The 22,409-nt window shown below is 60.3% G+C and carries 19 protein-coding genes and 4 pseudogenes; 15 read left to right on the top strand and 8 right to left on the bottom strand.

All coding sequences use genetic code 11. The annotated features are described in order from the left end of the window. Positions 1-3: 3 nt before the first annotated feature. The 7 genes and pseudogenes from HBO24_RS01130 to HBO24_RS01100 all read left to right on the top strand — a co-directional run. Complete coding sequence (locus HBO24_RS01130; protein ID WP_057436529.1) at positions 4-657, top strand: SCO family protein; 654 nt, start codon at positions 4-6, stop codon at positions 655-657. Further along, positions 654-1,271 (top strand): SCO family protein, encoded by a 618-nt coding sequence (locus HBO24_RS01125; RefSeq protein ID WP_057436527.1) that lies wholly within the window; start codon positions 654-656, stop codon positions 1,269-1,271. The genes HBO24_RS01130 and HBO24_RS01125 overlap by 4 nt, the downstream gene beginning before the upstream one ends. A gap of 9 nt (positions 1,272-1,280) precedes the next feature. Then, positions 1,281-2,822 (top strand): ABC transporter substrate-binding protein, encoded by a 1,542-nt coding sequence (locus tag HBO24_RS01120; RefSeq protein WP_170059149.1) that lies wholly within the window; start codon positions 1,281-1,283, stop codon positions 2,820-2,822. Between the two features lie 15 nt (positions 2,823-2,837). Continuing rightward, positions 2,838-3,788, top strand: a complete 951-nt coding sequence (locus HBO24_RS01115; RefSeq protein ID WP_170059148.1) for a peptidylprolyl isomerase — start codon at positions 2,838-2,840, stop codon at positions 3,786-3,788. A 221-nt stretch (positions 3,789-4,009) separates the two neighbouring features. Beyond that, positions 4,010-4,540, top strand: coding sequence for a response regulator (locus HBO24_RS01110; RefSeq protein WP_057436522.1), 531 nt, complete (start codon positions 4,010-4,012; stop codon positions 4,538-4,540). A gap of 84 nt (positions 4,541-4,624) precedes the next feature. Next, entirely contained in the window at positions 4,625-6,331 is a 1,707-nt protein-coding gene (locus HBO24_RS01105; protein WP_170059147.1) for a GspE/PulE family protein, read from the top strand. Beyond that, positions 6,312-6,998, top strand: a pseudogene (locus HBO24_RS01100) (diguanylate cyclase); the annotation flags it as partial. The gene HBO24_RS01105 and the pseudogene HBO24_RS01100, both read left to right, overlap by 20 nt. A gap of 848 nt (positions 6,999-7,846) precedes the next feature. Here the strand turns inward: HBO24_RS01100 and HBO24_RS01095 are convergent. Then, positions 7,847-8,038, bottom strand: a complete 192-nt coding sequence (locus HBO24_RS01095) for a hypothetical protein (RefSeq protein WP_143110307.1) — start codon at positions 8,036-8,038, stop codon at positions 7,847-7,849. Between the two features lie 42 nt (positions 8,039-8,080). Here HBO24_RS01095 and HBO24_RS01090 point away from each other — a divergent pair, with 42 nt between their 5' ends. Continuing rightward, a complete protein-coding gene (locus HBO24_RS01090) occupies positions 8,081-8,650 on the top strand; it encodes a hypothetical protein (RefSeq protein WP_232544741.1) in 570 nt (189 codons plus the stop codon). Positions 8,651-8,695: 45 nt separating this feature from the next. On the opposite strand, the pseudogene HBO24_RS01085 reads toward HBO24_RS01090, so the two are convergent. Next, positions 8,696-10,447: pseudogene (locus HBO24_RS01085) on the bottom strand (Tn3-like element TnAs1 family transposase); the annotation flags it as partial. A 3-nt stretch (positions 10,448-10,450) separates the two neighbouring features. Between HBO24_RS01085 and HBO24_RS01080 the strand changes: the two are divergent. Both HBO24_RS01080 and HBO24_RS01075 read left to right on the top strand, forming a co-directional pair. Continuing rightward, positions 10,451-10,843 (top strand): isochorismatase family cysteine hydrolase, encoded by a 393-nt coding sequence (locus tag HBO24_RS01080; protein WP_001351729.1) that lies wholly within the window; start codon positions 10,451-10,453, stop codon positions 10,841-10,843. Between the two features lie 137 nt (positions 10,844-10,980). Beyond that, positions 10,981-11,865 (top strand): EamA family transporter, encoded by an 885-nt coding sequence (locus HBO24_RS01075; RefSeq protein WP_000058717.1) that lies wholly within the window; start codon positions 10,981-10,983, stop codon positions 11,863-11,865. A 31-nt stretch (positions 11,866-11,896) separates the two neighbouring features. On the opposite strand, the gene tet(A) is transcribed toward HBO24_RS01075, so the two are convergent. Continuing rightward, the gene (gene tet(A) / locus HBO24_RS01070) at positions 11,897-13,096 is read right to left on the bottom strand and encodes a tetracycline efflux MFS transporter Tet(A) (RefSeq protein WP_000804064.1); all 1,200 of its coding nucleotides are present in this window, start codon (positions 13,094-13,096) and stop codon (positions 11,897-11,899) included. A gap of 105 nt (positions 13,097-13,201) precedes the next feature. Here tet(A) and tetR(A) point away from each other — a divergent pair, with 105 nt between their 5' ends. Next, positions 13,202-13,852: a tetracycline resistance transcriptional repressor TetR(A) gene (gene tetR(A), locus HBO24_RS01065; protein ID WP_000164043.1), complete on the top strand. Its 651-nt coding sequence runs from the start codon at positions 13,202-13,204 to the stop codon at positions 13,850-13,852. A 31-nt stretch (positions 13,853-13,883) separates the two neighbouring features. On the opposite strand, the gene HBO24_RS01060 is transcribed toward tetR(A), so the two are convergent. From HBO24_RS01060 to intI1, 5 genes and pseudogenes are all read right to left on the bottom strand, one after another. Continuing rightward, positions 13,884-14,126, bottom strand: a complete 243-nt coding sequence (locus HBO24_RS01060) for a transposase (RefSeq protein ID WP_000844627.1) — start codon at positions 14,124-14,126, stop codon at positions 13,884-13,886. Positions 14,127-14,183: 57 nt separating this feature from the next. Beyond that, positions 14,184-17,150, bottom strand: coding sequence for a Tn3-like element TnAs1 family transposase (locus HBO24_RS01055; RefSeq protein ID WP_001138014.1), 2,967 nt, complete (start codon positions 17,148-17,150; stop codon positions 14,184-14,186). A 3-nt stretch (positions 17,151-17,153) separates the two neighbouring features. Further along, positions 17,154-17,714, bottom strand: a complete 561-nt coding sequence (locus HBO24_RS01050; RefSeq protein ID WP_001161490.1) for a recombinase family protein — start codon at positions 17,712-17,714, stop codon at positions 17,154-17,156. A gap of 175 nt (positions 17,715-17,889) precedes the next feature. Next, a pseudogene (locus HBO24_RS01040) lies at positions 17,890-18,240 on the bottom strand (DUF3330 domain-containing protein); the annotation flags it as partial. Positions 18,241-18,442: 202 nt separating this feature from the next. After that, on the bottom strand, positions 18,443-19,456 hold the full coding sequence (intI1, locus tag HBO24_RS01035; RefSeq protein WP_000845048.1) for a class 1 integron integrase IntI1: 1,014 nt from the start codon (positions 19,454-19,456) through the stop codon (positions 18,443-18,445). A 148-nt stretch (positions 19,457-19,604) separates the two neighbouring features. Between intI1 and aadA1 the strand changes: the two are divergent. From aadA1 to HBO24_RS01015, 4 genes and pseudogenes are all read left to right on the top strand, one after another. After that, a pseudogene (aadA1, locus tag HBO24_RS01030) lies at positions 19,605-20,443 on the top strand (ANT(3'')-Ia family aminoglycoside nucleotidyltransferase AadA1). Between the two features lie 116 nt (positions 20,444-20,559). After that, positions 20,560-20,907 carry a quaternary ammonium compound efflux SMR transporter QacE delta 1 gene (locus tag HBO24_RS01025; RefSeq protein ID WP_000679427.1) on the top strand — a complete coding sequence of 116 codons (348 nt, stop codon included), beginning with the start codon at positions 20,560-20,562 and terminating at the stop codon, positions 20,905-20,907. Then, a complete protein-coding gene (gene sul1, locus HBO24_RS01020) occupies positions 20,901-21,740 on the top strand; it encodes a sulfonamide-resistant dihydropteroate synthase Sul1 (protein ID WP_000259031.1) in 840 nt (279 codons plus the stop codon). Before HBO24_RS01025 ends, sul1 begins: the two co-directional genes overlap by 7 nt. A gap of 127 nt (positions 21,741-21,867) precedes the next feature. Further along, positions 21,868-22,368: a GNAT family N-acetyltransferase gene (locus HBO24_RS01015; protein ID WP_000376623.1), complete on the top strand. Its 501-nt coding sequence runs from the start codon at positions 21,868-21,870 to the stop codon at positions 22,366-22,368. The last annotated feature ends 41 nt before the right edge of the window (positions 22,369-22,409 follow it).

Genomic DNA, 22,409 nt, shown 5'->3' with positions numbered 1-22,409 from the left:
CACATGAAACAATTTGCATACCGTACCCTGCTGACGATTGGCCTGTTGACCACTGGCGTCGGCCAGGCCCTCGCGCACTCGGCGGATGAGCATGCAGGGCACAGCGCGCCACCGGCCAATACTCAGGAAAGTGCCGAGGTGAAATTCGCCGATGTGGAGCTGCTGGACCAGAACGGTAAACCGGTGCGACTGGAAAAGGACCTGGTGACCAACAAAATCGTGGTCATGAGTTTCATCTACACCCATTGCACTACGGTGTGCCCGGTGGTGTCGTCGATCATGGGCAAGGTGCAAAAACAACTCGGCGCCCGGGTCGGCAACGAGGTGCAACTGGTGTCAATCAGCATTGACCCCCAGCGTGATGACCCCCAACGCCTGAATGACTACGCCCGCGGTTTCCGGGAGGGGCCGGGCTGGAGCTGGCTCACCGGTTCCACACAATCGGTGAGCGAAACCCTCAAAGGCCTGGGCACCTTCAGCGGCGACTTCAAAAAGCATGCGCCGCTGATCATGGTCGGTGACGGAAACAGTCGTCACTGGACCCGTTACTACGGTTTCACCGATCCGACAGTACTGACCCGCGAAGTGGAACAGCTCAGCAGACAACGCAGTATCCACGTCAAACACTCTGCGATCGCGATGGAGAGTCAGCCATGAAACGGTTCGACTGGATCCTCCTGATGCTCAGCTTGTGCCTGTCGAGTTCGATGACGTTGGCCCACGAGGGGCATTCGTCCACTCCCCAGGCTCCTGCCGTACAAACTGCCGGCGGTACTTACGATGGGCAAACCTGGTTCACCGACACGCCGTTGCAGGACCAGAACGGCAATACCCTGCGGTTCTACAGCGACGTGCTGCAAAATCGGGTGGTGCTGCTGAATGTGATATTTACCAGTTGCAACGATGCGTGCCCACTGATCACCCGCAAGCTCAAGGAGGTTCGTGAGGTGTTGGGCGACAAGGCCGATGGCATTACCTTTATTTCCCTGACCAGTGATCCGCTTCGGGACACTCCGGCCGTACTCAAGGCCTATACCTTGAAGCAAGGGGTCGATGGCCCCCACTGGTATTTTCTCACCGGCGACAAGGCACAAATGGACTTGGTGTTGGGCCGTATCGGTCAGATCGTACCGACCCCCGAGCAACACTCCACACAACTGATCGTCGGTGACGTGGCCAACAAACGCTGGAGCAAGATTCGCCCCGATGCCCCGGCCGCTGCCATTGCCCAGCGCTTGCAATTGCTGACAATGCCCGTGGTCGGTCGGTGAGTCCGGGTCATGAAAATTGCCTTCCTGGTCTTCCTCGCCAGCATCAGCCTGAGCGCCAGCGCGCTGCCACTGACGCCCAGCGAAAGTGCCGGCAAACGGTTGTACCGTGAAGGTTTATCGGTCAGCGGTGAGCCTGTCATGGCGCGGGTTGGTGCGGCGGACATAGTCCTTCCCGCCAGCAGCCTGCCGTGCGCCAACTGCCATGGTGCCGATGGCCAGGGCCGCGTGGAGGGTGGAGTACGCCCGCCAGACCTGAGCTGGTCGCGGCTCAGCAACGTTTACGGTCAGCGGCAGATCAATGGCCGCAATTACCCGGCTTACACTGACGGCGGCCTGGCTCGTGCGGTCCAGGAAGGACGCGACCCCGGCAACAATCGGCTGGACCCGGCCATGCCTCGATTCGTGCTGTCGATGAATGATCAACGCAATCTCGGCGCCTACCTCAAGCGTCTCGCCGATGACCGTGATCCGGGCCTGGGCAGCGATAGTCTGCACCTGGGCACGTTGTTGCCGAGTCACGGACCATTGAGCGAGGAGGGTGCGACGGTGGCGGCGATACTCCAGGGCAGCGTGGCACATATCAACGAGGCGGGAGGGATTCATGGCCGGTTTTTGCGCCTGACAATCCTCGATCCAGGCCCGGATCGCATCAGTGCTGTGCAGGCTCTTGACCGATTGATTGAACAGGAACAGGTGTTCGCCTTGATCGCGCCACTGGCACCGGCACTGGATGCGGAATTAGCCGTGCGTCTGGAGCGCGCCGGGGTTCCATTGATCGGGACACTGTCGCGGCTGGGCGCCACCCCAAGCAGTCGGCAGATATTTGAACCGTTGCCAGGTTTGCGCGAGCAATTGATCGCCTTGGCCGACTATGCCACTGACAGTTTACAGGTGCTTCAGGGGCCGACGCTGATCGTCTACACCGGTGACCCCGATCAGCAATCGGCGGCACAAAACCTCGGTCAATATTTACAGGATCACGCTTGGCAAGACGTTCGGTTACACGCCTACAACTCGGCTCAGGACGCATTGCCACCGGATTCACGCTCGGTGTTTTACCTGGGCAGTAGTGACGGTTTGATCGGTATGGCCGAGCGCTTGCAGGGGACGGGGCAGGGACCGTACTTGTTCGCTGCGTCGAATCAGGTGACGGGGGATTTTTGGCGGCTACCCCGCGAGTTTTCCCGGCGAGTGTTCCTCGCGTATCCGTTCATACCCAGCGACTGTACGCAGGCAGGGCGCGTGGCGCTTATCAGACTGCGCGAACATCAAGGCTTGGGCGGAGAACATGCGGTGCTGCAGGTCGGCGCGTTTAGCTCGATGCTGCTGTTCAGTGAAAGCATGAAGCAGGCTGGGCGCGACGCCAGCCGCGAGAAGCTGATCAGCGCCCTCGAAGGGCTGCACGACTTCGACACCGGGCTGACCCCGCCAATCAGCTTTGGCCCTGGCCGGCGTCTGGGCCTGAGCGGCGCGCATATCGTCACGGTGGACTTGCCAGACCAGCGCTTTTACCTGGTGGCCCCCTACAAATCCATTACCGCCACACCCTGATTGGAGACCTCGACCATGACGCTCAAAACTCCACTCCTGCTGCTGATGCTTTGGGTGCCCGTGGCCTTCAGCAATAACGAACCGGCTGCCGCACGGGTCAACGGCGAGGAGATCTCCGAATTCCGTCTGGAGCGTTATTTCGTCGAATACCTGCAAGACCAGGGTCGGGCTGTGGGCAGCATTCGCAATCCCAAGGCCTATAAGGAACTGCGTCAGGCTGCCCTGGACGCTTTGATCAATAAGGAATTGCTGTGGCAGGAGGCGCTCAAACGCGGGGTGCTGATCAGCGACGCCACGGTGCAACGCCAGGTCGAACAGACCCGCCAGGCCATGGGGGGTAGCGAAGTGTTTGCCCGCCGGCTGCTCGATGGCGGTTTCGATGAGGCGAGTTTCACCGAGTACACCCGCCGCGAACTGGCCGCGCAACAAGTCTTCGCCGACCTGACGCAAATGGCTGAGCCGGACGAACAACAGGTCAGGGCGTTGTTCCAATTGCACCGCGCTGAAATGGGCGTGCCGGAGCAAATCGAGGCACGGCACATCCTGATCAAAGTCCCTCAAAACGCCGATGCCGCCACAGTTGAAGTTGCGCGACTACGCTTAGAGGGTATGCGCGTACAAATCGCCCAAGGCGCAGACTTCGCCAGCGTCGCCCGTACCGGCTCCGAGGATGATTCGGCCAGCGCAGGTGGAGCTTTGGGCTACTTTGCGCGCGGACGCATGATGCCTGAATTCGAAGCGGCGGCGTTTGCTTTGAAACCTGGGCAAGTCAGCCAGCCGGTACGCACACCGGTCGGTTGGCATTTGATCTACTTACAGAACCATCAGGCGGCGGTCGATGTCATAGAACAGCAGGGGCTTGAAGCCGTTCGGGCATATCTTACCCGGCAGCAAAAGGCTCAGGCTCGTCGAGATGTCCTGGTGCAATTACGATCTCGTAATCGCATCGAGCAGAATGATGAATAAGCCTTCCCCCCAATAGTGGGGAAAAGCTTCAAAGCTAATCCAATCGCTTCCCCGTCTTTGGGGGGAGGTGGGTTAGGACAAAATATCATTGCTTTATAATTCAACGATATGAAGCGATAAAAACACCGCTGATCGGCCTGGCATGAAGTGTGCGTTAGTCCTCATAAGGCACGCACTCTGCCAGGTTCGGTACTCGGACTTGCGCGCTCAGGGAGTGGACCTTGTTAAACAAAGTACTGGTTGTCGAAGACGAACAGCTTCTTGCTGAAAACCTCAAGGTCTACCTTCAGGCGCAAGCGCTGGAAGTCCGGATAGCTCACGACGGTGCCAGGGCAATCGGCGAAGCCGAACGTTTTGCACCCGATGTGATGGTGTTCGATTACCGCTTGCCGGATATGGAAGGCTTTGAGGTGCTCGATGCCGTCCGCCAGAACAGGAAGTGTCATTTTGTGCTGATTACCGGGCACCCAACCGCTGAAGTCTGTGAGCGGGCCCGGCAACTGGGCGTCAGCCATATCCTGTTCAAACCGTTTCCATTGGCGGAATTGGCCCGTGCAGTCTGTGACCTTCTAGGGATGGTGCGCGAAGCCAAAGTTGGCGCGAGCACCTCCGAAGGCTACGTCGAACGACGCCAGAACAGGATCGAGAGTTTCCCGCTGCAGTTGTACGACGGTAGTTGGGTGCTGGCGGATCGCCGACGAACATCGGCCTCCACAGCACAGGACGACGGACAATTGCTCACCGGGGAGTAGTGGCGCGACACGACGTTCCGGCTCCCACCGTGATGGCTTGCCGCGCCGACAGGGCGTTAAGCCCCGGGCGTTGGAGAGCAAGTCATGGAACGTTTATCCCTTGCCGCCGTACCGGCACCGTTGGACTGTGTACCCTCACGTTTTTCCAGTGAACAGTTGGTCCAGGCACGATTGCTGGCCGCGAGTTCCGGTGAACGAGTGCTGGACGCCCTAGGGGTGTTGTGCGAGCTGGCACCCATGCCCTTTGTTCAATGCCTCGGCGCAACCCTGCATTATCCGGTGCTGGACACCGATACCCTGTTTGATTCTCCCCCCGTGTTCGATCGGGTCACCCTGGCCCAATGCCTCAAGCGCGAGTTCATCCTGCTGCGCCATGACGACGCGGTTATCGGCGTGTTCGCCGACCCCTTCGACGCTGCGCGCCTGGCCTGGATCGACGATTGCCTGCATGGCGCGCCGCTGTACCTGGTACACGTCGATGACCTCAAAGTCTATCTGGCCCGTCATGAGGAAAGCTTCCACGCGGTGGAATCGCTCAACCCCCAGGCCGCTGCGAATGTGCAGGTCGACAACCTGCAAAGCCTGTCCCTGACCAGCATCAGCGAAGACGCCAGTGTCGTCGTCAAGCTGGTCAACTCCACTCTCTACGATGCGTTGAAGATGCATGCCAGCGACATCCATTTGGGCACGACTGGCAGTGGCCTGGTCATCAAATACCGCATTGATGGGGTACTGAATAACATCAGCAAGATCCAGGGTAGCGAGTTCGCCGAACAGGTAATTTCTCGGGTCAAGGTCATCGCCGAACTGGACATTGGCGAAAAGCGCGTGCCTCAGGACGGACGCTTCAAAATCGGTATCAGCGGCCGGCAGATCGACTTTCGGGTGTCGATCATGCCGAGCATTTTCGGTGAAGACGCGGTGCTGCGGGTGCTGGACAAACAGGACTTGGCTGACAAAGTCAGCGGCGTCCAATTGCAGGCCCTGGGCTTTGAGGATGAAACCTTGCGCCAATTGCGTCGCCTGGCTGCCGAACCCTACGGCATGGTGCTGGTGACCGGCCCGACCGGCAGCGGCAAAACCACCACGCTCTACGCGATGATCACCGAGATCAATCACGGCGTGGACAAGATCATCACCATCGAAGACCCGGTGGAATACCAACTGCCAGGCGTGCTGCAAATTCCGGTCAACGAGAAAAAAGGCCTGACCTTCGCCCGTGGGTTGCGCTCGATCCTGCGCCACGACCCGGACAAGATCATGGTCGGTGAAATACGCGACCCCGACACCGCTCAGATCGCCGTGCAATCGGCGCTTACAGGACACTTGGTGTTCACCACGATTCACGCTAACAACGTGTTTGACGTGATTGGCCGCTTCACCCAGATGGAAATTGACCCGTACAGCCTGGTCTCGGCACTCAACGCAGTGCTGGCACAGCGTTTGATACGGCTGGTCTGTGCCAGTTGCAGTGCGCCAAGCCATCCGACTGACGAAGAACTACAAGCCTCCGGGCTCGACCCGCAGAACGTGGGTCACTACCACTTCGTCCACGGCAAGGGTTGCGGCCATTGCCGTGGTACCGGTTACCGCGGGCGTACGGCGATTGCCGAACTGCTGCACCTGGACGATGAACTGCGGCAAATGATCGTCGAGCGCCAACCCATTTCGAAAATCAAGGCCCTGGCCTGTGGCCGTGGCTTGCGCTTGTTGCGCGAGTCGGCGCTGGTGCTGGTGCAAACGGGGCGGACCACGCTCGAGGAGATCAATCGTGTCACTTTTGTCTCGTGATCGTTATGTCGCCGTACTCGGCGCCGGTGGTGTCGGGCTCGGCCAGCGCCATGGCAGTGAAACTCGCTGGCTGGGCAGCGTCGGTTTTATCGACGAGGGTTTCCACTCCTGGACGGTTGCACTGGAAACCCTCGATTGCTTGCTCGGTGAGCATGCCCGTGCCGGTTCAGAATTGCGCGTGGTGATCTCTGGGCACTTCAGTCGGTTTTGCCTGGTGCCATGGAGCGACCAGATCAGCAGCCCCGACGAATTGCAGGGCTTCGCTCAACTGTGCTTCGAAGACCTTTATGGCGTACCCGCCCAACCCTGGAGTCTGGTGCTGTCGGCGGAGCCCGCCGGTTACGACCGGATTGCTGCCGCCTTACCGCAAGACTTGCTGGACCGTCTGCGCACGCTGGTCAGTGGTCGCAGGTTGCGCTTGCGGTCGGTGCAACCGTACCTGATGGCGGCGTTCAACCACTTCGATCAAACGTTCGACGTCGGGGACTTTCTGTTCGTTCTCGCCGAACCGGTACGCAGTATTGAAGCATCTAGTGTCGATGCTGGTGGTGAGGAAATCAAAGTCACGGTCAGTATTGGATGTGCCTCGATGAGTGAATCGCGATCTACTCTCAAGCAGTTGTTGACCTCCGCAGATAGCGCGCTCTATCACGCAAAATCCATGGGTAGAAACTGCATAGTTGATATTGATGAGTTCGATTGTAAATAATGCGCAGTGTTATATTCGAGAAAGGTTCACTTTTTTACTGCGCCGGCAGCGCTCCGAGCAGTAAAATCTCGGCAGCCAAGCCCAAGGTAATCACTTACATTTCACGCAGCACCGTATCTGAATCCGCGCCATCTGAGCGTTACAGGTGCCAGGCCTTAAGCTTGCAGGTAAAACTGATCTCCAAACTCGAGACCACCGTTTCAACGATTTACTTCCCGAAATTTCAAAGTTTACTTCCGAGCGCTGATTTTTCACGTAAGATTTCTATTGCTGCTCCACCGGCAATGGTTACGTGCTTTGCTGTGTTGTGGAGTGGAGTCAATGAAGAGGTTGCCTCTTCGGGCCATAGAGGCGGGTGCTGCAAGGTCGATCATTGTGGGCCCATAATCTGCTTTCTAAAGGCGCCTAAGTTCGCCACCCAGTTACCGACAATAGAAGCGATCGAATAAATACTGGCTGAGGAGGGTAGATCTACCCTTAATCCAGAACATGCTAGCCCTAGAGCTGAAGCTTTTTCAGGAATCTGTGGAGGGGATGGATCTGGATGGTCTCTATTTTTAGCCAGCAGATTAGCTCAGTCTGTAGATGGTAATCGCTGTTCAGTTCGTTACTTTAGCTACTATTCAGCCCAGGATACGTAGCAAATCGATTTTACAATTTAAGGTCCGCATTACTAAAGCGATTCAATACAACTCAACTAAATGACTATTTAGTTGAGTTGTATCTTATAGCTATTAAAGGGCAGGGTAGGTCATCCTTGCTCGTTATCTTCCAAATTGGAACGCTATCTCTCACCATAATTGATGCTACGTACGAACTGGAGTCAGAATTATCGTGCCGTTAGGTTTTACTTCCAGGTCGAGTTTGTCGCCGTTGGCCAAATTAATGCTCGACAGAAGATCGTCACTCAGTGGAATGATCAAATCGCCAGTTCCATCGGCGGCATCCTGGCCTTTGATTCTCCAGCTTTTACTTTTAGGCTTTGGTTTTGGGTTCACATTTTCCTCCAGGTGATCACTTAACGAAATTTGAATTCTTACATGGATCAAAAGGAGCTACGTTCGATTAGTTACTTCTCAGGTTGGATGCTTGAAAGCGCCCATAATTATCTCAAAGCTTCTGAGCTTCTAGACGCCCAAAACCTCCCACATGTTTCCATGGTTAACGCAGCGATCGGCATGGAAATACTGCTGAAAAGCTTCATTTCTGTACCAGACCAGCATCAAGATACGTCCGGTGAAACCTACACGATTGACGTTGATGCACTCAAAGCGGCTCACAAGCATCTTCAGTCAACCGGCAAGACGCCAGCCGATCAGCGTCGTGACGGTCACGATCTGTTGACCTTGTTTCATGCCGTGCCTGCAGACATTCGTAAAGCGTTGGCCTTGGACAGCCAAGAAGATTCGTTCGAGCGGTACCGAGATGTTTTCACCAAAAGCCGGTATCAGTACGAGTCGAGCAGCTGGAAGTCTTCCGATCCGGTGCTGATGAGGTTGCTGCGGTGGACGCTGGCCAACGTGGTTGGTTATCACAAGGAGCGCGGATCGGAGGACGCATTCATTGTGAGTTACATCGCCAGTCTACAAGCTGGACTAGGTGATGCGTAAGAGGCCGTGCCAGGGGAGCCCGCAGAATTCGGAAAAAATCGTACGCTAAGGTTTTCCGGGCATCCGTAAGGGCCGAAACTTCCCGTCTTCCAGTCTGCGGCTCTGCCGCCAGACGTAATCGCCGGTTAGGTTGATGTGCTCCCAGCCCAGCGGCGACAGGAATTGCAGCAGCTCGCCGTCCACCGGCTTGCCGGCCTCGACCAACCCCTGGGTGGCGCGTTCCAGGTACACCGTGTTCCACAGCACGATAGCCGCCGTCACCAGGTTGAGGCCGCTGGCCCGGTAGCGCTGCTGCTCGAAGCTCCGATCCCTGATTTCCCCAAGGCGGTTGAAGAACACCGCCCTGGCCAGCGAGTTGCGCGCCTCACCTTTGTTCAGGCCGGCATGCACGCGGCGGCGCAGTTCAACACTTTGCAGCCAGTCCAGGATGAACAGCGTGCGCTCGATCCGGCCCAGCTCGCGCAGGGCCACGGCCAGTCCGTTCTGGCGCGGGTAGCTGCCGAGCTTGCGCAGCATCAGCGAGGCGGTGACGGTGCCCTGCTTGATCGAGCTGGCCAGGCGCAGGATGTCGTCCCAGTGGGCACGCACGTGCTTGATGTTCAGGGTGCCGCCGATCAGCGGGCGCAACGTCGGGTAGGCTTGCACGCCCTGCGGCACGTACAGCTTGGTTTCGCCGAGGTCGCGGATGCGCGGCGCGAAGCGGAAGCCTAGCAGGTGCATCAGGGCAAAGACGTGATCGGTGAAGCCGGCCGTGTCGGTGTAGTGCTCCTCGATCCGCAGGTCGGACTCGTGGTACAGCAGGCCGTCGAGCACATAGGTGGAATCGCGGACGCCGACATTCACCACGCGGGTGCTGAACGGCGCGTACTGGTCGGAGATATGGGTATAGAACAGCCGTCCCGGCTCGCTACCGTACTTCGGGTTGACGTGCCCGGTGCTCTCGCCCCGGCCACCCGCGCGGAAGCGCTGGCCATCGGAGGATGAGGTCGTGCCGTCGCCCCAGTGGGCGGCAAAGGCGTGGCGATACTGGTGGTTGACCAGCTCGGCCAAGGCCGCCGAATAGGTTTCGTCGCGGATGTGCCAGGCTTGCAGCCAGGACAGCTTGGCGTAGGTCAGGCCGGGGCTCGACTCGGCCATCTTGGTCAGCCCGAGGTTGATCGCATCACCGAGGATTGCGGACAGCAGCAACGTCCTGTCTTTGGCCTCGGCCCCGTCCTTCAAGTGGGTGAAGTGGCGGCTGAAGCCCGTCCAGTCGTCCACGTCCATCAGCAGTTCGGTGATCTTGATGCGCGGCAGTAACTGGCTGGTTTGGTCGATCAGCGCCTGCGCCCGATCCGGCACCGCCGCATCCAGCGGGGTGATTTTCAGCCCTGACTCGGTGAGGATGGCATCGGGCAGCTCGTTGTCCTTGGCCAGGCGGGTGACGGTGGCCAACTGCTCGTCCAGCAGCTGCAAACGCTCTTCCAGGTACTGGTCGCTGTTCGGGTTGATCGCCAGGGGCAGGGCCTGCTCGCGCTTGAGTGCGGCGAACTTCTCGGCCGGCAGCAGGTAGTCGTCGAAGTCGCGGAACTGCCGCGAGCCCTTGACCCAGATGTCGCCGGAGCGCAGGGCGTTCTTCAGCTCGGACAGGGCGCAGATTTCGTAGAATTTCCGGTCGAGGCCTTCCGGGGTGATCACCAGCGGCTTCCAGCGCGGCTTGATGAAGGCCGTGGGTGCATCGGCCGGCACCTTGCGCAGGTTGTCGGCGTTCATCTCACGCAGGGTCTGCACGGCTGCCAGCACGCCTTGCGCGGCCGGCCCGTGCTGTTCCCCAACTTTTCGCTCGGCGAAGAGTATGAACATGCGCCGCCGGCGACGAATCGCCAAATCTCACCGTATCTCCCGAGCGGACGATTTCGCACCGGTCTGCCCGTCGAAGGGCTTGCGATCGAACGGGGCGACCTTTTCTATGCATGTCCGCGAGCCAGCGTCTTTTATGGCACGGCGCTCGACGCCGACCTTCGGACGCGCGGCGTAAGCACGCTTGTCATGGCCGGGATAAGCACCACCGGCGTTGTTCTTTCAAGCGTCGCCTGGGCTAGTGATGCGGACTACGACGTGCGTTTGGTCCAGGACTGCTGCTACGACCCGGATCGGGATGCCCACGAAGCTCTGTTGCGTTCCGGGTTCGGCGGACGTGTACAGGTCGTGTAATTTTCGGGCCTCGCATGATCGCGGCCATAGCCGCAGGTGGATTGGTGCGAGGCAGGGCCAGTCCAAGTCAGGGTGCGGTCATCGCGGCGCCTGCAACTCTCAAAAACCCATCGCCGTAGCGGAGGTCTTGTAATCGCATGTCATTACGCACGCCCGATTTATTGTTCACAGCGATAGCACCTGCCATTTGGGGCAGCACCTACATTGTCACCACCCAATACCTGCCGAACTTCTCACCGATGACGGTCGCGATGCTGCGGGCGTTGCCGGCGGGTTTATTGCTCGTGATGATCGTCCGACAGATTCCAACGGGAATCTGGTGGATGCGCATCTTCATCCTCGGCGCACTTAATATTTCGCTATTCTGGAGCTTGTTGTTTATTTCGGTCTACCGCCTGCCGGGCGGGGTCGCGGCGACGGTAGGCGCTGTGCAGCCGCTGATGGTCGTGTTCATCTCTGCCGCTCTGCTAGGTAGCCCGATACGATTGATGGCGGTCCTGGGGGCTATTTGCGGAACTGCGGGCGTGGCGCTGTTGGTGTTGACACCAAACGCAGCGCTAGATCCTGTCGGCGTCGCAGCGGGCCTGGCGGGGGCGGTTTCCATGGCGTTCGGAACCGTGCTGACCCGCAAGTGGCAACCTCCCGTGCCTCTGCTCACCTTTACCGCCTGGCAACTGGCGGCCGGAGGACTTCTGCTCGTTCCAGTAGCTTTAGTGTTTGATCCGCCAATCCCGATGCCTACAGGAACCAATGTTCTCGGCCTGGCGTGGCTCGGCCTGATCGGAGCGGGTTTAACCTACTTCCTTTGGTTCCGGGGGATCTCGCGACTCGAACCTACAGTTGTTTCCTTACTGGGCTTTCTCAGCCCGGGGACCGCCGTGTTGCTAGGATGGTTGTTCTTGGATCAGACGCTGAGTGCGCTTCAAATCATCGGCGTCCTGCTCGTGATCGGGAGTATCTGGCTGGGCCAACGTTCCAACCGCACTCCTAGGGCGCGTATAGCTTGCCGGAAGTCGCCTTGACCCGCATGGCATAGGCCTATCGTTTCCACGATCAGCGATCGGCTCGTTGCCCTGCGCCGCTCCAAAGCCCGCGACGCAGCGCCGGCAGGCAGAGCAAGTAGAGGGCAGCGCCTGCAATCCATGCCCACCCGTTCCACGTTGTTATAGAAGCCGCATAGATCGCCGTGAAGAGGAGGGGTCCGACGATCGAGGTCAGGCTGGTGAGCGCCGCCAGTGAGCCTTGCAGCTGCCCCTGACGTTCCTCATCCACCTGCCTGGACAACATTGCTTGCAGCGCCGGCATTCCGATGCCACCCGAAGCAAGCAGGACCATGATCGGGAACGCCATCCATCCCCGTGTCGCGAAGGCAAGCAGGATGTAGCCTGTGCCGTCGGCAATCATTCCGAGCATGAGTGCCCGCCTTTCGCCGAGCCGGGCGGCTACAGGGCCGGTGATCATTGCCTGGGCGAGTGAATGCAGAATGCCAAATGCGGCAAGCGAAATGCCGATCGTGGTCGCGTCCCAGTGAAAGCGATCCTCGCCGAAAATGACCCAAAGCGCGGCCGGCACCTGTCCGACAAGTTGCATGATGAAGAAGACCGCCATCAGGGCGGCGACGACGGTCATGCCCCGGGCCCACCGGAACGAAGCGAGCGGGTTGAGAGCCTCCCGGCGTAACGGCCGGCGTTCGCCTTTGTGCGACTCCGGCAAAAGGAAACAGCCCGTCAGGAAATTGAGGCCGTTCAAGGCTGCCGCGGCGAAGAACGGAGCGTGGGGGGAGAAACCGCCCATCAGCCCACCGAGCACAGGTCCCGCGACCATCCCGAACCCGAAACAGGCGCTCATGAAGCCGAAGTGCCGCGCGCGCTCATCGCCATCAGTGATATCGGCAATATAAGCGCCGGCTACCGCCCCAGTCGCCCCGGTGATGCCGGCCACGATCCGCCCGATATAGAGAACCCAAAGGAAAGGCGCCGTCGCCATGATGGCGTAGTCGACAGCAGCGCCGGCCAGCGAGACGAGCAAGACCGGCCGCCGCCCGAAACGATCCGACAGCGCGCCCAGCACAGGTGCGCAGGCAAATTGCATCAACGCATACAGCGCCAGCAGAATGCCATAGTGGGCGGTGACGTCGTTCGAGTGAACCAGATCGCGCAGGAGGCCCGGCAGCACCGGCATAATCAGGCCGATGCCGACAGCGTCGAGCGCGACAGTGCTCAGAATTACGATCAGGGGTCTGTTGGGTTTCACGTCTGGCCTCCGGACCAGCCTCCGCTGGTCCGATTGAACGCGCGGATTCTTTATCACTGATAAGTTGGTGGACATATTATGTTTATCAGTGATAAAGTGTCAAGCATGACAAAGTTGCAGCCGAATACAGTGATCCGTGCCGCCCTGGACCTGTTGAACGAGGTCGGCGTAGACGGTCTGACGACACGCAAACTGGCGGAACGGTTGGGGGTTCAGCAGCCGGCGCTTTACTGGCACTTCAGGAACAAGCGGGCGCTGCTCGACGCACTGGCCGAAGCCATGCTGGCGGAGAATCATACGCATTCGGTGCCGAGAGCCGACGACGACTGGCGCTCATTTCTGATCGGGAATGCCCGCAGCTTCAGGCAGGCGCTGCTCGCCTACCGCGATGGCGCGCGCATCCATGCCGGCACGCGACCGGGCGCACCGCAGATGGAAACGGCCGACGCGCAGCTTCGCTTCCTCTGCGAGGCGGGTTTTTCGGCCGGGGACGCCGTCAATGCGCTGATGACAATCAGCTACTTCACTGTTGGGGCCGTGCTTGAGGAGCAGGCCGGCGACAGCGATGCCGGCGAGCGCGGCGGCACCGTTGAACAGGCTCCGCTCTCGCCGCTGTTGCGGGCCGCGATAGACGCCTTCGACGAAGCCGGTCCGGACGCAGCGTTCGAGCAGGGACTCGCGGTGATTGTCGATGGATTGGCGAAAAGGAGGCTCGTTGTCAGGAACGTTGAAGGACCGAGAAAGGGTGACGATTGATCAGGACCGCTGCCGGAGCGCAACCCACTCACTACAGCAGAGCCATGTAGACAACATCCCCTCCCCCTTTCCACCGCGTCAGACGCCCGTAGCAGCCCGCTACGGGCTTTTTCATGCCCTGCCCTAGCGTCCAAGCCTCACGGCCGCGCTCGGCCTCTCTGGCGGCCTTCTGGCGCTCCTGCTGCGGCGTCCGCTCGTGGGCCGTGGCGCGGGTCCGCGCGCCGGCCTCGTGCGCCTGGCGCTCGCGGGCGAGGTCCAGGGCGGCCGTCTTCACGTTCTGCCTTGCGCAGATGAGATAGGGGAGCCCGCAGAATTCGGAAAAAATCGTACGCTAAGGTTTTCCGGGCATCCGTAAGGGCCGAAACTTCCCGTCTTCCAGTCTGCGGCTCTGCCGCCAGACGTAATCGCCGGTTAGGTTGATGTGCTCCCAGCCCAGCGGCGACAGGAATTGCAGCAGCTCGCCGTCCACCGGCTTGCCGGCCTCGACCAACCCCTGGGTGGCGCGTTCCAGGTACACCGTGTTCCACAGCACGATAGCCGCCGTCACCAGGTTGAGGCCGCTGGCCCGGTAGCGCTGCTGCTCGAAGCTCCGATCCCTGATTTCCCCAAGGCGGTTGAAGAACACCGCCCTGGCCAGCGAGTTGCGCGCCTCACCTTTGTTCAGGCCGGCATGCACGCGGCGGCGCAGTTCAACACTTTGCAGCCAGTCCAGGATGAACAGCGTGCGCTCGATCCGGCCCAGCTCGCGCAGGGCCACGGCCAGTCCGTTCTGGCGCGGGTAGCTGCCGAGCTTGCGCAGCATCAGCGAGGCGGTGACGGTGCCCTGCTTGATCGAGCTGGCCAGGCGCAGGATGTCGTCCCAGTGGGCACGCACGTGCTTGATGTTCAGGGTGCCGCCGATCAGCGGGCGCAACGTCGGGTAGGCTTGCACGCCCTGCGGCACGTACAGCTTGGTTTCGCCGAGGTCGCGGATGCGCGGCGCGAAGCGGAAGCCTAGCAGGTGCATCAGGGCAAAGACGTGATCGGTGAAGCCGGCCGTGTCGGTGTAGTGCTCCTCGATCCGCAGGTCGGACTCGTGGTACAGCAGGCCGTCGAGCACATAGGTGGAATCGCGGACGCCGACATTCACCACGCGGGTGCTGAACGGCGCGTACTGGTCGGAGATATGGGTATAGAACAGCCGTCCCGGCTCGCTACCGTACTTCGGGTTGACGTGCCCGGTGCTCTCGCCCCGGCCACCCGCGCGGAAGCGCTGGCCATCGGAGGATGAGGTCGTGCCGTCGCCCCAGTGGGCGGCAAAGGCGTGGCGATACTGGTGGTTGACCAGCTCGGCCAAGGCCGCCGAATAGGTTTCGTCGCGGATGTGCCAGGCTTGCAGCCAGGACAGCTTGGCGTAGGTCAGGCCGGGGCTCGACTCGGCCATCTTGGTCAGCCCGAGGTTGATCGCATCACCGAGGATTGCGGACAGCAGCAACGTCCTGTCTTTGGCCTCGGCCCCGTCCTTCAAGTGGGTGAAGTGGCGGCTGAAGCCCGTCCAGTCGTCCACGTCCATCAGCAGTTCGGTGATCTTGATGCGCGGCAGTAACTGGCTGGTTTGGTCGATCAGCGCCTGCGCCCGATCCGGCACCGCCGCATCCAGCGGGGTGATTTTCAGCCCTGACTCGGTGAGGATGGCATCGGGCAGCTCGTTGTCCTTGGCCAGGCGGGTGACGGTGGCCAACTGCTCGTCCAGCAGCTGCAAACGCTCTTCCAGGTACTGGTCGCTGTTCGGGTTGATCGCCAGGGGCAGGGCCTGCTCGCGCTTGAGTGCGGCGAACTTCTCGGCCGGCAGCAGGTAGTCGTCGAAGTCGCGGAACTGCCGCGAGCCCTTGACCCAGATGTCGCCGGAGCGCAGGGCGTTCTTCAGCTCGGACAGGGCGCAGATTTCGTAGAATTTCCGGTCGAGGCCTTCCGGGGTGATCACCAGCGGCTTCCAGCGCGGCTTGATGAAGGCCGTGGGTGCATCGGCCGGCACCTTGCGCAGGTTGTCGGCGTTCATCTCACGCAGGGTCTGCACGGCTGCCAGCACGCCTTGCGCGGCCGGCGCGGCGCGCAGTTCCAGCACCTCCAGCAAGGCCGGCGTGTAACGGCGCAGGGTGGCGAAGTTCTCGCCGACCAGGTGCAGGTGGTCGAAGCCTTCCGGCCGGGCCAGCAGCTCGGCCTCGCTGACGCTCTCGGTGAACTCGTCCCAGGGAATCACCGCCTCGATGGCGGCATAGGGGTCGCTGCCGCTTTCCTTCGCTTCCAGCAGCGCCTGGCCGATCCTGGAGTACAGGCGCACCTTGTCGTTGATCGCCTTGCCCTGCTTCTGGAACTGCTGCTGATGCTTGTGCTTCGCGCCGCTGAACAGCTTGACCAGGATGCGGTCATGCAGATCGACCAGCTCATCGATCACGGTCGCGGTGCTCTCCAGCACCACGGCGGCCAGGGTCGCGTAGCGGCGCTGCGGCTCGAACTTACCGAGGTCTTTGGGCGTCATCTGCCCACCCTCGCGGGCCAGCTTGAGCAGGCGGTTCTGGTGGATGTGCCGGCCCAGGCCTTCGGGCAAGTCCACCAACTGAAATGTCTTCAGCCGCTCGATGTGTTCCAGCATGTGCCGAGAGTTGGGTTTCAGCGGTGCCTGGCGCAGCCAGGTCAACCAGGTGATGCTGCTGCCGGCCTTGAGCTTCAACAGCTCGTCCAGCTTGGCCCGATGCGAGTCCGTGAGTGGTTCGACCAGGGCGCGGTAGACCCGCCGATTGGCTCGCGCAATGGCTTCCGAGCAGGCCCGGTCAATCACGCTCAGCGCCGGCAGGATGCGTCGTTTCTGCCGTAGGCTCTCCAGGGCCTGACCGGCCAGCAGCAAGCCTTTGTCGGTCTGCTGGGCCAGCTCGGTTAGCTCGCGCACCAGGGCGCGGAAGTCGGACAGGCCGAACGGGGCCAGTTGCAGGTAGGTGCGCAGTTCCTGGGCATGCTCGCGACGGGTCACGTCGCGCTCGCCGTACTTTGCCCAGCTCGCCGGCTCGGCCTGGACTTGCTTCGCCACCCACAGGATGACCGGCTCGGGCAGCTCGCTGTCGGTTCCCAGCGCGTAACCGGGGTAGCGCAGCAGGCAGAGCTGCACGGCGAAGCCGAGGCGGTTGGCGTCGCCGCGTCGCTGGCGGATCAGCGACAGGTCGGAGTCGTTGAAGGTGTAGTAGCGGATCAGGTCATCCTGGCTTTCCGGCAGCGCAAGCAGGGTGTCCCGCTCCGTGGCCGAGAGGATCAAGCGACGCGGCATGTGTCAGTCGTCCGTGCGGAGGTACTGGTAGAGGGTTTCCCGGCTGATGTTGAACTCGCGGGCAAGCTGCGCCTTGGGCTCGCCGGCCGTCGCTCGCTGCCGCAGGGTAGCAGCCTGCTCATCGGACAGGGCTTTCTTGCGGCCCCGGTACGCGCCACGCTGCTTGGCCAAGGCGATGCCCTCACGCTGCCGCTCGCGGATCAGGGCGCGCTCGAACTCAGCGAAGGCCCCCATCACCGACAGCATCAGGTTGGCCATCGGCGAGTCCTCGCCAGTGAACACCAGGCCCTCCTTCAGGAACTCGATGCGCACGCCGCGCTGAGTCAGCTTCTGTACCAAGCGACGCAGGTCATCGAGGTTGCGGGCCAGCCGATCCATGCTGTGCACCACCACTGTATCGCCTTCGCGGACGAAGCTCAGCAGCGCTTCGAGCTGGGGGCGCTGGGTGTCCTTGCCCGATGCCTTGTCGGTGAACACCTTGCTCACCTGGGTTTGTTCCAGCTGGCGTTCCGGGTTCTGGTCAAAGCTGCTGACCCGGACGTAGCCGATGCGGTGCCCCTGCACGATGTCTCCTTGGTTGAAGGCGGCTTAAGTGCACTTTCTGTTCCGTTGTGCCTCAAAGCCCATTTCTGTCAGGCTGAAATCTATAACCTTCGCGGGCATGTGTCAAAAAATGGGAAAGCAGACTCTATTCTGACGAAGCGGCGCGGCCCTGCCTGACATCAAGTTAGGGTATGCCTCAACCTGACGGCGGCGAATCACAAGCGTCCGGTTTGACGCTGGTTTCGGTCGCAGTGCTGGCCCGCGCCTGGAAGCGCTGATAGCACTCCAGCCCGCAGAAATGCTCCACGTACTCGGCCCCTTCCGGCGTGAAGGCGGCATCGAGCGGGATTTCCTTGCAGCACACGCAGCAACTGGTGCTCGGTTCATTGGCGTTCATGGTGGTGTTCCTCCATTGGTTGACGAAGCCGACGAAGGCCGCCGCCGGCATCGGCCTGGCGAACAGGAAACCCTGCACCGTGTCGCAACCCGCCTGCCGCAACCACGCAAGGCAGTCGGGTGTTTCCACACCCTCGGCTACCACCTCCATTGTCGTTTTCAGAAGACGGCTGCACTGAACGTCAGAAGCCGACTGCACTATAGCAGCGGAGGGGTTGGATCCATCAGGCAACGACGGGCTGCTGCCGGCCATCAGCGGACGCAGGGAGGACTTTCCGCAACCGGCCGTTCGATGCGGCACCGATGGCCTTCGCGCAGGGGTAGTGAATCCGCCAGGATTGACTTGCGCTGCCCTACCTCTCACTAGTGAGGGGCGGCAGCGCATCAAGCGGTGAGCGCACTCCGGCACCGCCAACTTTCAGCACATGCGTGTAAATCATCGTCGTAGAGACGTCGGAATGGCCGAGCAGATCCTGCACGGTTCGAATGTCGTAACCGCTGCGGAGCAAGGCCGTCGCGAACGAGTGGCGGAGGGTGTGCGGTGTGGCGGGCTTCGTGATGCCTGCTTGTTCTACGGCACGTTTGAAGGCGCGCTGAAAGGTCTGGTCATACATGTGATGGCGACGCACGACACCGCTCCGTGGATCGGTCGAATGCGTGTGCTGCGCAAAAACCCAGAACCACGGCCAGGAATGCCCGGCGCGCGGATACTTCCGCTCAAGGGCGTCGGGAAGCGCAACGCCGCTGCGGCCCTCGGCCTGGTCCTTCAGCCACCATGCCCGTGCACGCGACAGCTGCTCGCGCAGGCTGGGTGCCAAGCTCTCGGGTAACATCAAGGCCCGATCCTTGGAGCCCTTGCCCTCCCGCACGATGATCGTGCCGTGATCGAAATCCAGATCCTTGACCCGCAGTTGCAAACCCTCACTGATCCGCATGCCCGTTCCATACAGAAGCTGGGCGAACAAACGATGCTCGCCTTCCAGAAAACCGAGGATGCGAACCACTTCATCCGGGGTCAGCACCACCGGCAAGCGCCGCGACGGCCGAGGTCTTCCGATCTCCTGAAGCCAGGGCAGATCCGTGCACAGCACCTTGCCGTAGAAGAACAGCAAGGCCGCCAATGCCTGACGATGCGTGGAGACCGAAACCTTGCGCTCGTTCGCCAGCCAGGACAGAAATGCCTCGACTTCGCTGCTGCCCAAGGTTGCCGGGTGACGCACACCGTGGAAACGGATGAAGGCACGAACCCAGTGGACATAAGCCTGTTCGGTTCGTAAGCTGTAATGCAAGTAGCGTATGCGCTCACGCAACTGGTCCAGAACCTTGACCGAACGCAGCGGTGGTAACGGCGCAGTGGCGGTTTTCATGGCTTGTTATGACTGTTTTTTTGGGGTACAGTCTATGCCTCGGGCATCCAAGCAGCAAGCGCGTTACGCCGTGGGTCGATGTTTGATGTTATGGAGCAGCAACGATGTTACGCAGCAGGGCAGTCGCCCTAAAACAAAGTTAAACATCATGAGGGAAGCGGTGATCGCCGAAGTATCGACTCAACTATCAGAGGTAGTTGGCGTCATCGAGCGCCATCTCGAACCGACGTTGCTGGCCGTACATTTGTACGGCTCCGCAGTGGATGGCGGCCTGAAGCCACACAGTGATATTGATTTGCTGGTTACGGTGACCGTAAGGCTTGATGAAACAACGCGGCGAGCTTTGATCAACGACCTTTTGGAAACTTCGGCTTCCCCTGGAGAGAGCGAGATTCTCCGCGCTGTAGAAGTCACCATTGTTGTGCACGACGACATCATTCCGTGGCGTTATCCAGCTAAGCGCGAACTGCAATTTGGAGAATGGCAGCGCAATGACATTCTTGCAGGTATCTTCGAGCCAGCCACGATCGACATTGATCTGGCTATCTTGCTGACAAAAGCAAGAGAACATAGCGTTGCCTTGGTAGGTCCAGCGGCGGAGGAACTCTTTGATCCGGTTCCTGAACAGGATCTATTTGAGGCGCTAAATGAAACCTTAACGCTATGGAACTCGCCGCCCGACTGGGCTGGCGATGAGCGAAATGTAGTGCTTACGTTGTCCCGCATTTGGTACAGCGCAGTAACCGGCAAAATCGCGCCGAAGGATGTCGCTGCCGACTGGGCAATGGAGCGCCTGCCGGCCCAGTATCAGCCCGTCATACTTGAAGCTAGACAGGCTTATCTTGGACAAGAAGAAGATCGCTTGGCCTCGCGCGCAGATCAGTTGGAAGAATTTGTCCACTACGTGAAAGGCGAGATCACCAAGGTAGTCGGCAAATAATGTCTAACAATTCGTTCAAGCCGACGCCGCTTCGCGGCGCGGCTTAACTCAAGCGTTAGATGCACTAAGCACATAATTGCTCACAGCCAAACTATCAGGTCAAGTCTGCTTTTATTATTTTTAAGCGTGCATAATAAGCCCTACACAAATTGGGAGATATATCATGAAAGGCTGGCTTTTTCTTGTTATCGCAATAGTTGGCGAAGTAATCGCAACATCCGCATTAAAATCTAGCGAGGGCTTTACTAAGCTTGCCCCTTCCGCCGTTGTCATAATCGGTTATGGCATCGCATTTTATTTTCTTTCTCTGGTTCTGAAATCCATCCCTGTCGGTGTTGCTTATGCAGTCTGGTCGGGACTCGGCGTCGTCATAATTACAGCCATTGCCTGGTTGCTTCATGGGCAAAAGCTTGATGCGTGGGGCTTTGTAGGTATGGGGCTCATAATTGCTGCCTTTTTGCTCGCCCGATCCCCATCGTGGAAGTCGCTGCGGAGGCCGACGCCATGGTGACGGTGTTCGGCATTCTGAATCTCACCGAGGACTCCTTCTTCGATGAGAGCCGGCGGCTAGACCCCGCCGGCGCTGTCACCGCGGCGATCGAAATGCTGCGAGTCGGATCAGACGTCGTGGATGTCGGACCGGCCGCCAGCCATCCGGACGCGAGGCCTGTATCGCCGGCCGATGAGATCAGACGTATTGCGCCGCTCTTAGACGCCCTGTCCGATCAGATGCACCGTGTTTCAATCGACAGCTTCCAACCGGAAACCCAGCGCTATGCGCTCAAGCGCGGCGTGGGCTACCTGAACGATATCCAAGGATTTCCTGACCCTGCGCTCTATCCCGATATTGCTGAGGCGGACTGCAGGCTGGTGGTTATGCACTCAGCGCAGCGGGATGGCATCGCCACCCGCACCGGTCACCTTCGACCCGAAGACGCGCTCGACGAGATTGTGCGGTTCTTCGAGGCGCGGGTTTCCGCCTTGCGACGGAGCGGGGTCGCTGCCGACCGGCTCATCCTCGATCCGGGGATGGGATTTTTCTTGAGCCCCGCACCGGAAACATCGCTGCACGTGCTGTCGAACCTTCAAAAGCTGAAGTCGGCGTTGGGGCTTCCGCTATTGGTCTCGGTGTCGCGGAAATCCTTCTTGGGCGCCACCGTTGGCCTTCCTGTAAAGGATCTGGGTCCAGCGAGCCTTGCGGCGGAACTTCACGCGATCGGCAATGGCGCTGACTACGTCCGCACCCACGCGCCTGGAGATCTGCGAAGCGCAATCACCTTCTCGGAAACCCTCGCGAAATTTCGCAGTCGCGACGCCAGAGACCGAGGGTTAGATCATGCCTAGCATTCACCTTCCGGCCGCCCGCTAGCGGACCCTGGTCAGGTTCCGCGAAGGTGGGCGCAGACATGCTGGGCTCGTCAGGATCAAACTGCACTATGAGGCGGCGGTTCATACCGCGCCAGGGGAGCGAATGGACAGCGAGGAGCCTCCGAACGTTCGGGTCGCCTGCTCGGGTGATATCGACGAGGTTGTGCGGCTGATGCACGACGCTGCGGCGTGGATGTCCGCCAAGGGAACGCCCGCCTGGGACGTCGCGCGGATCGACCGGACATTCGCGGAGACCTTCGTCCTGAGATCCGAGCTCCTAGTCGCGAGTTGCAGCGACGGCATCGTCGGCTGTTGCACCTTGTCGGCCGAGGATCCCGAGTTCTGGCCCGACGCCCTCAAGGGGGAGGCCGCATATCTGCACAAGCTCGCGGTGCGACGGACACATGCGGGCCGGGGTGTCAGCTCCGCGCTGATCGAGGCTTGCCGCCATGCCGCGCGAACGCAGGGGTGCGCCAAGCTGCGGCTCGACTGCCACCCGAACCTGCGTGGCCTATACGAGCGGCTCGGATTCACCCACGTCGACACTTTCAATCCCGGCTGGGATCCAACCTTCATCGCAGAACGCCTAGAACTCGAAATCTAACGTCCGTTCGGGCATCGAGGTCCATGTCGGGGTGGGACGGG

The sequence above is a fragment of the Pseudomonas sp. WS 5410 genome (assembly GCF_012985645.1).
Lineage (GTDB): Bacteria > Pseudomonadota > Gammaproteobacteria > Pseudomonadales > Pseudomonadaceae > Aquipseudomonas > Aquipseudomonas shahriarae.
The sequence above is the reverse complement of the archived record's forward strand: the minus strand, read 5'-3'. Positions and strand labels throughout refer to the sequence as shown.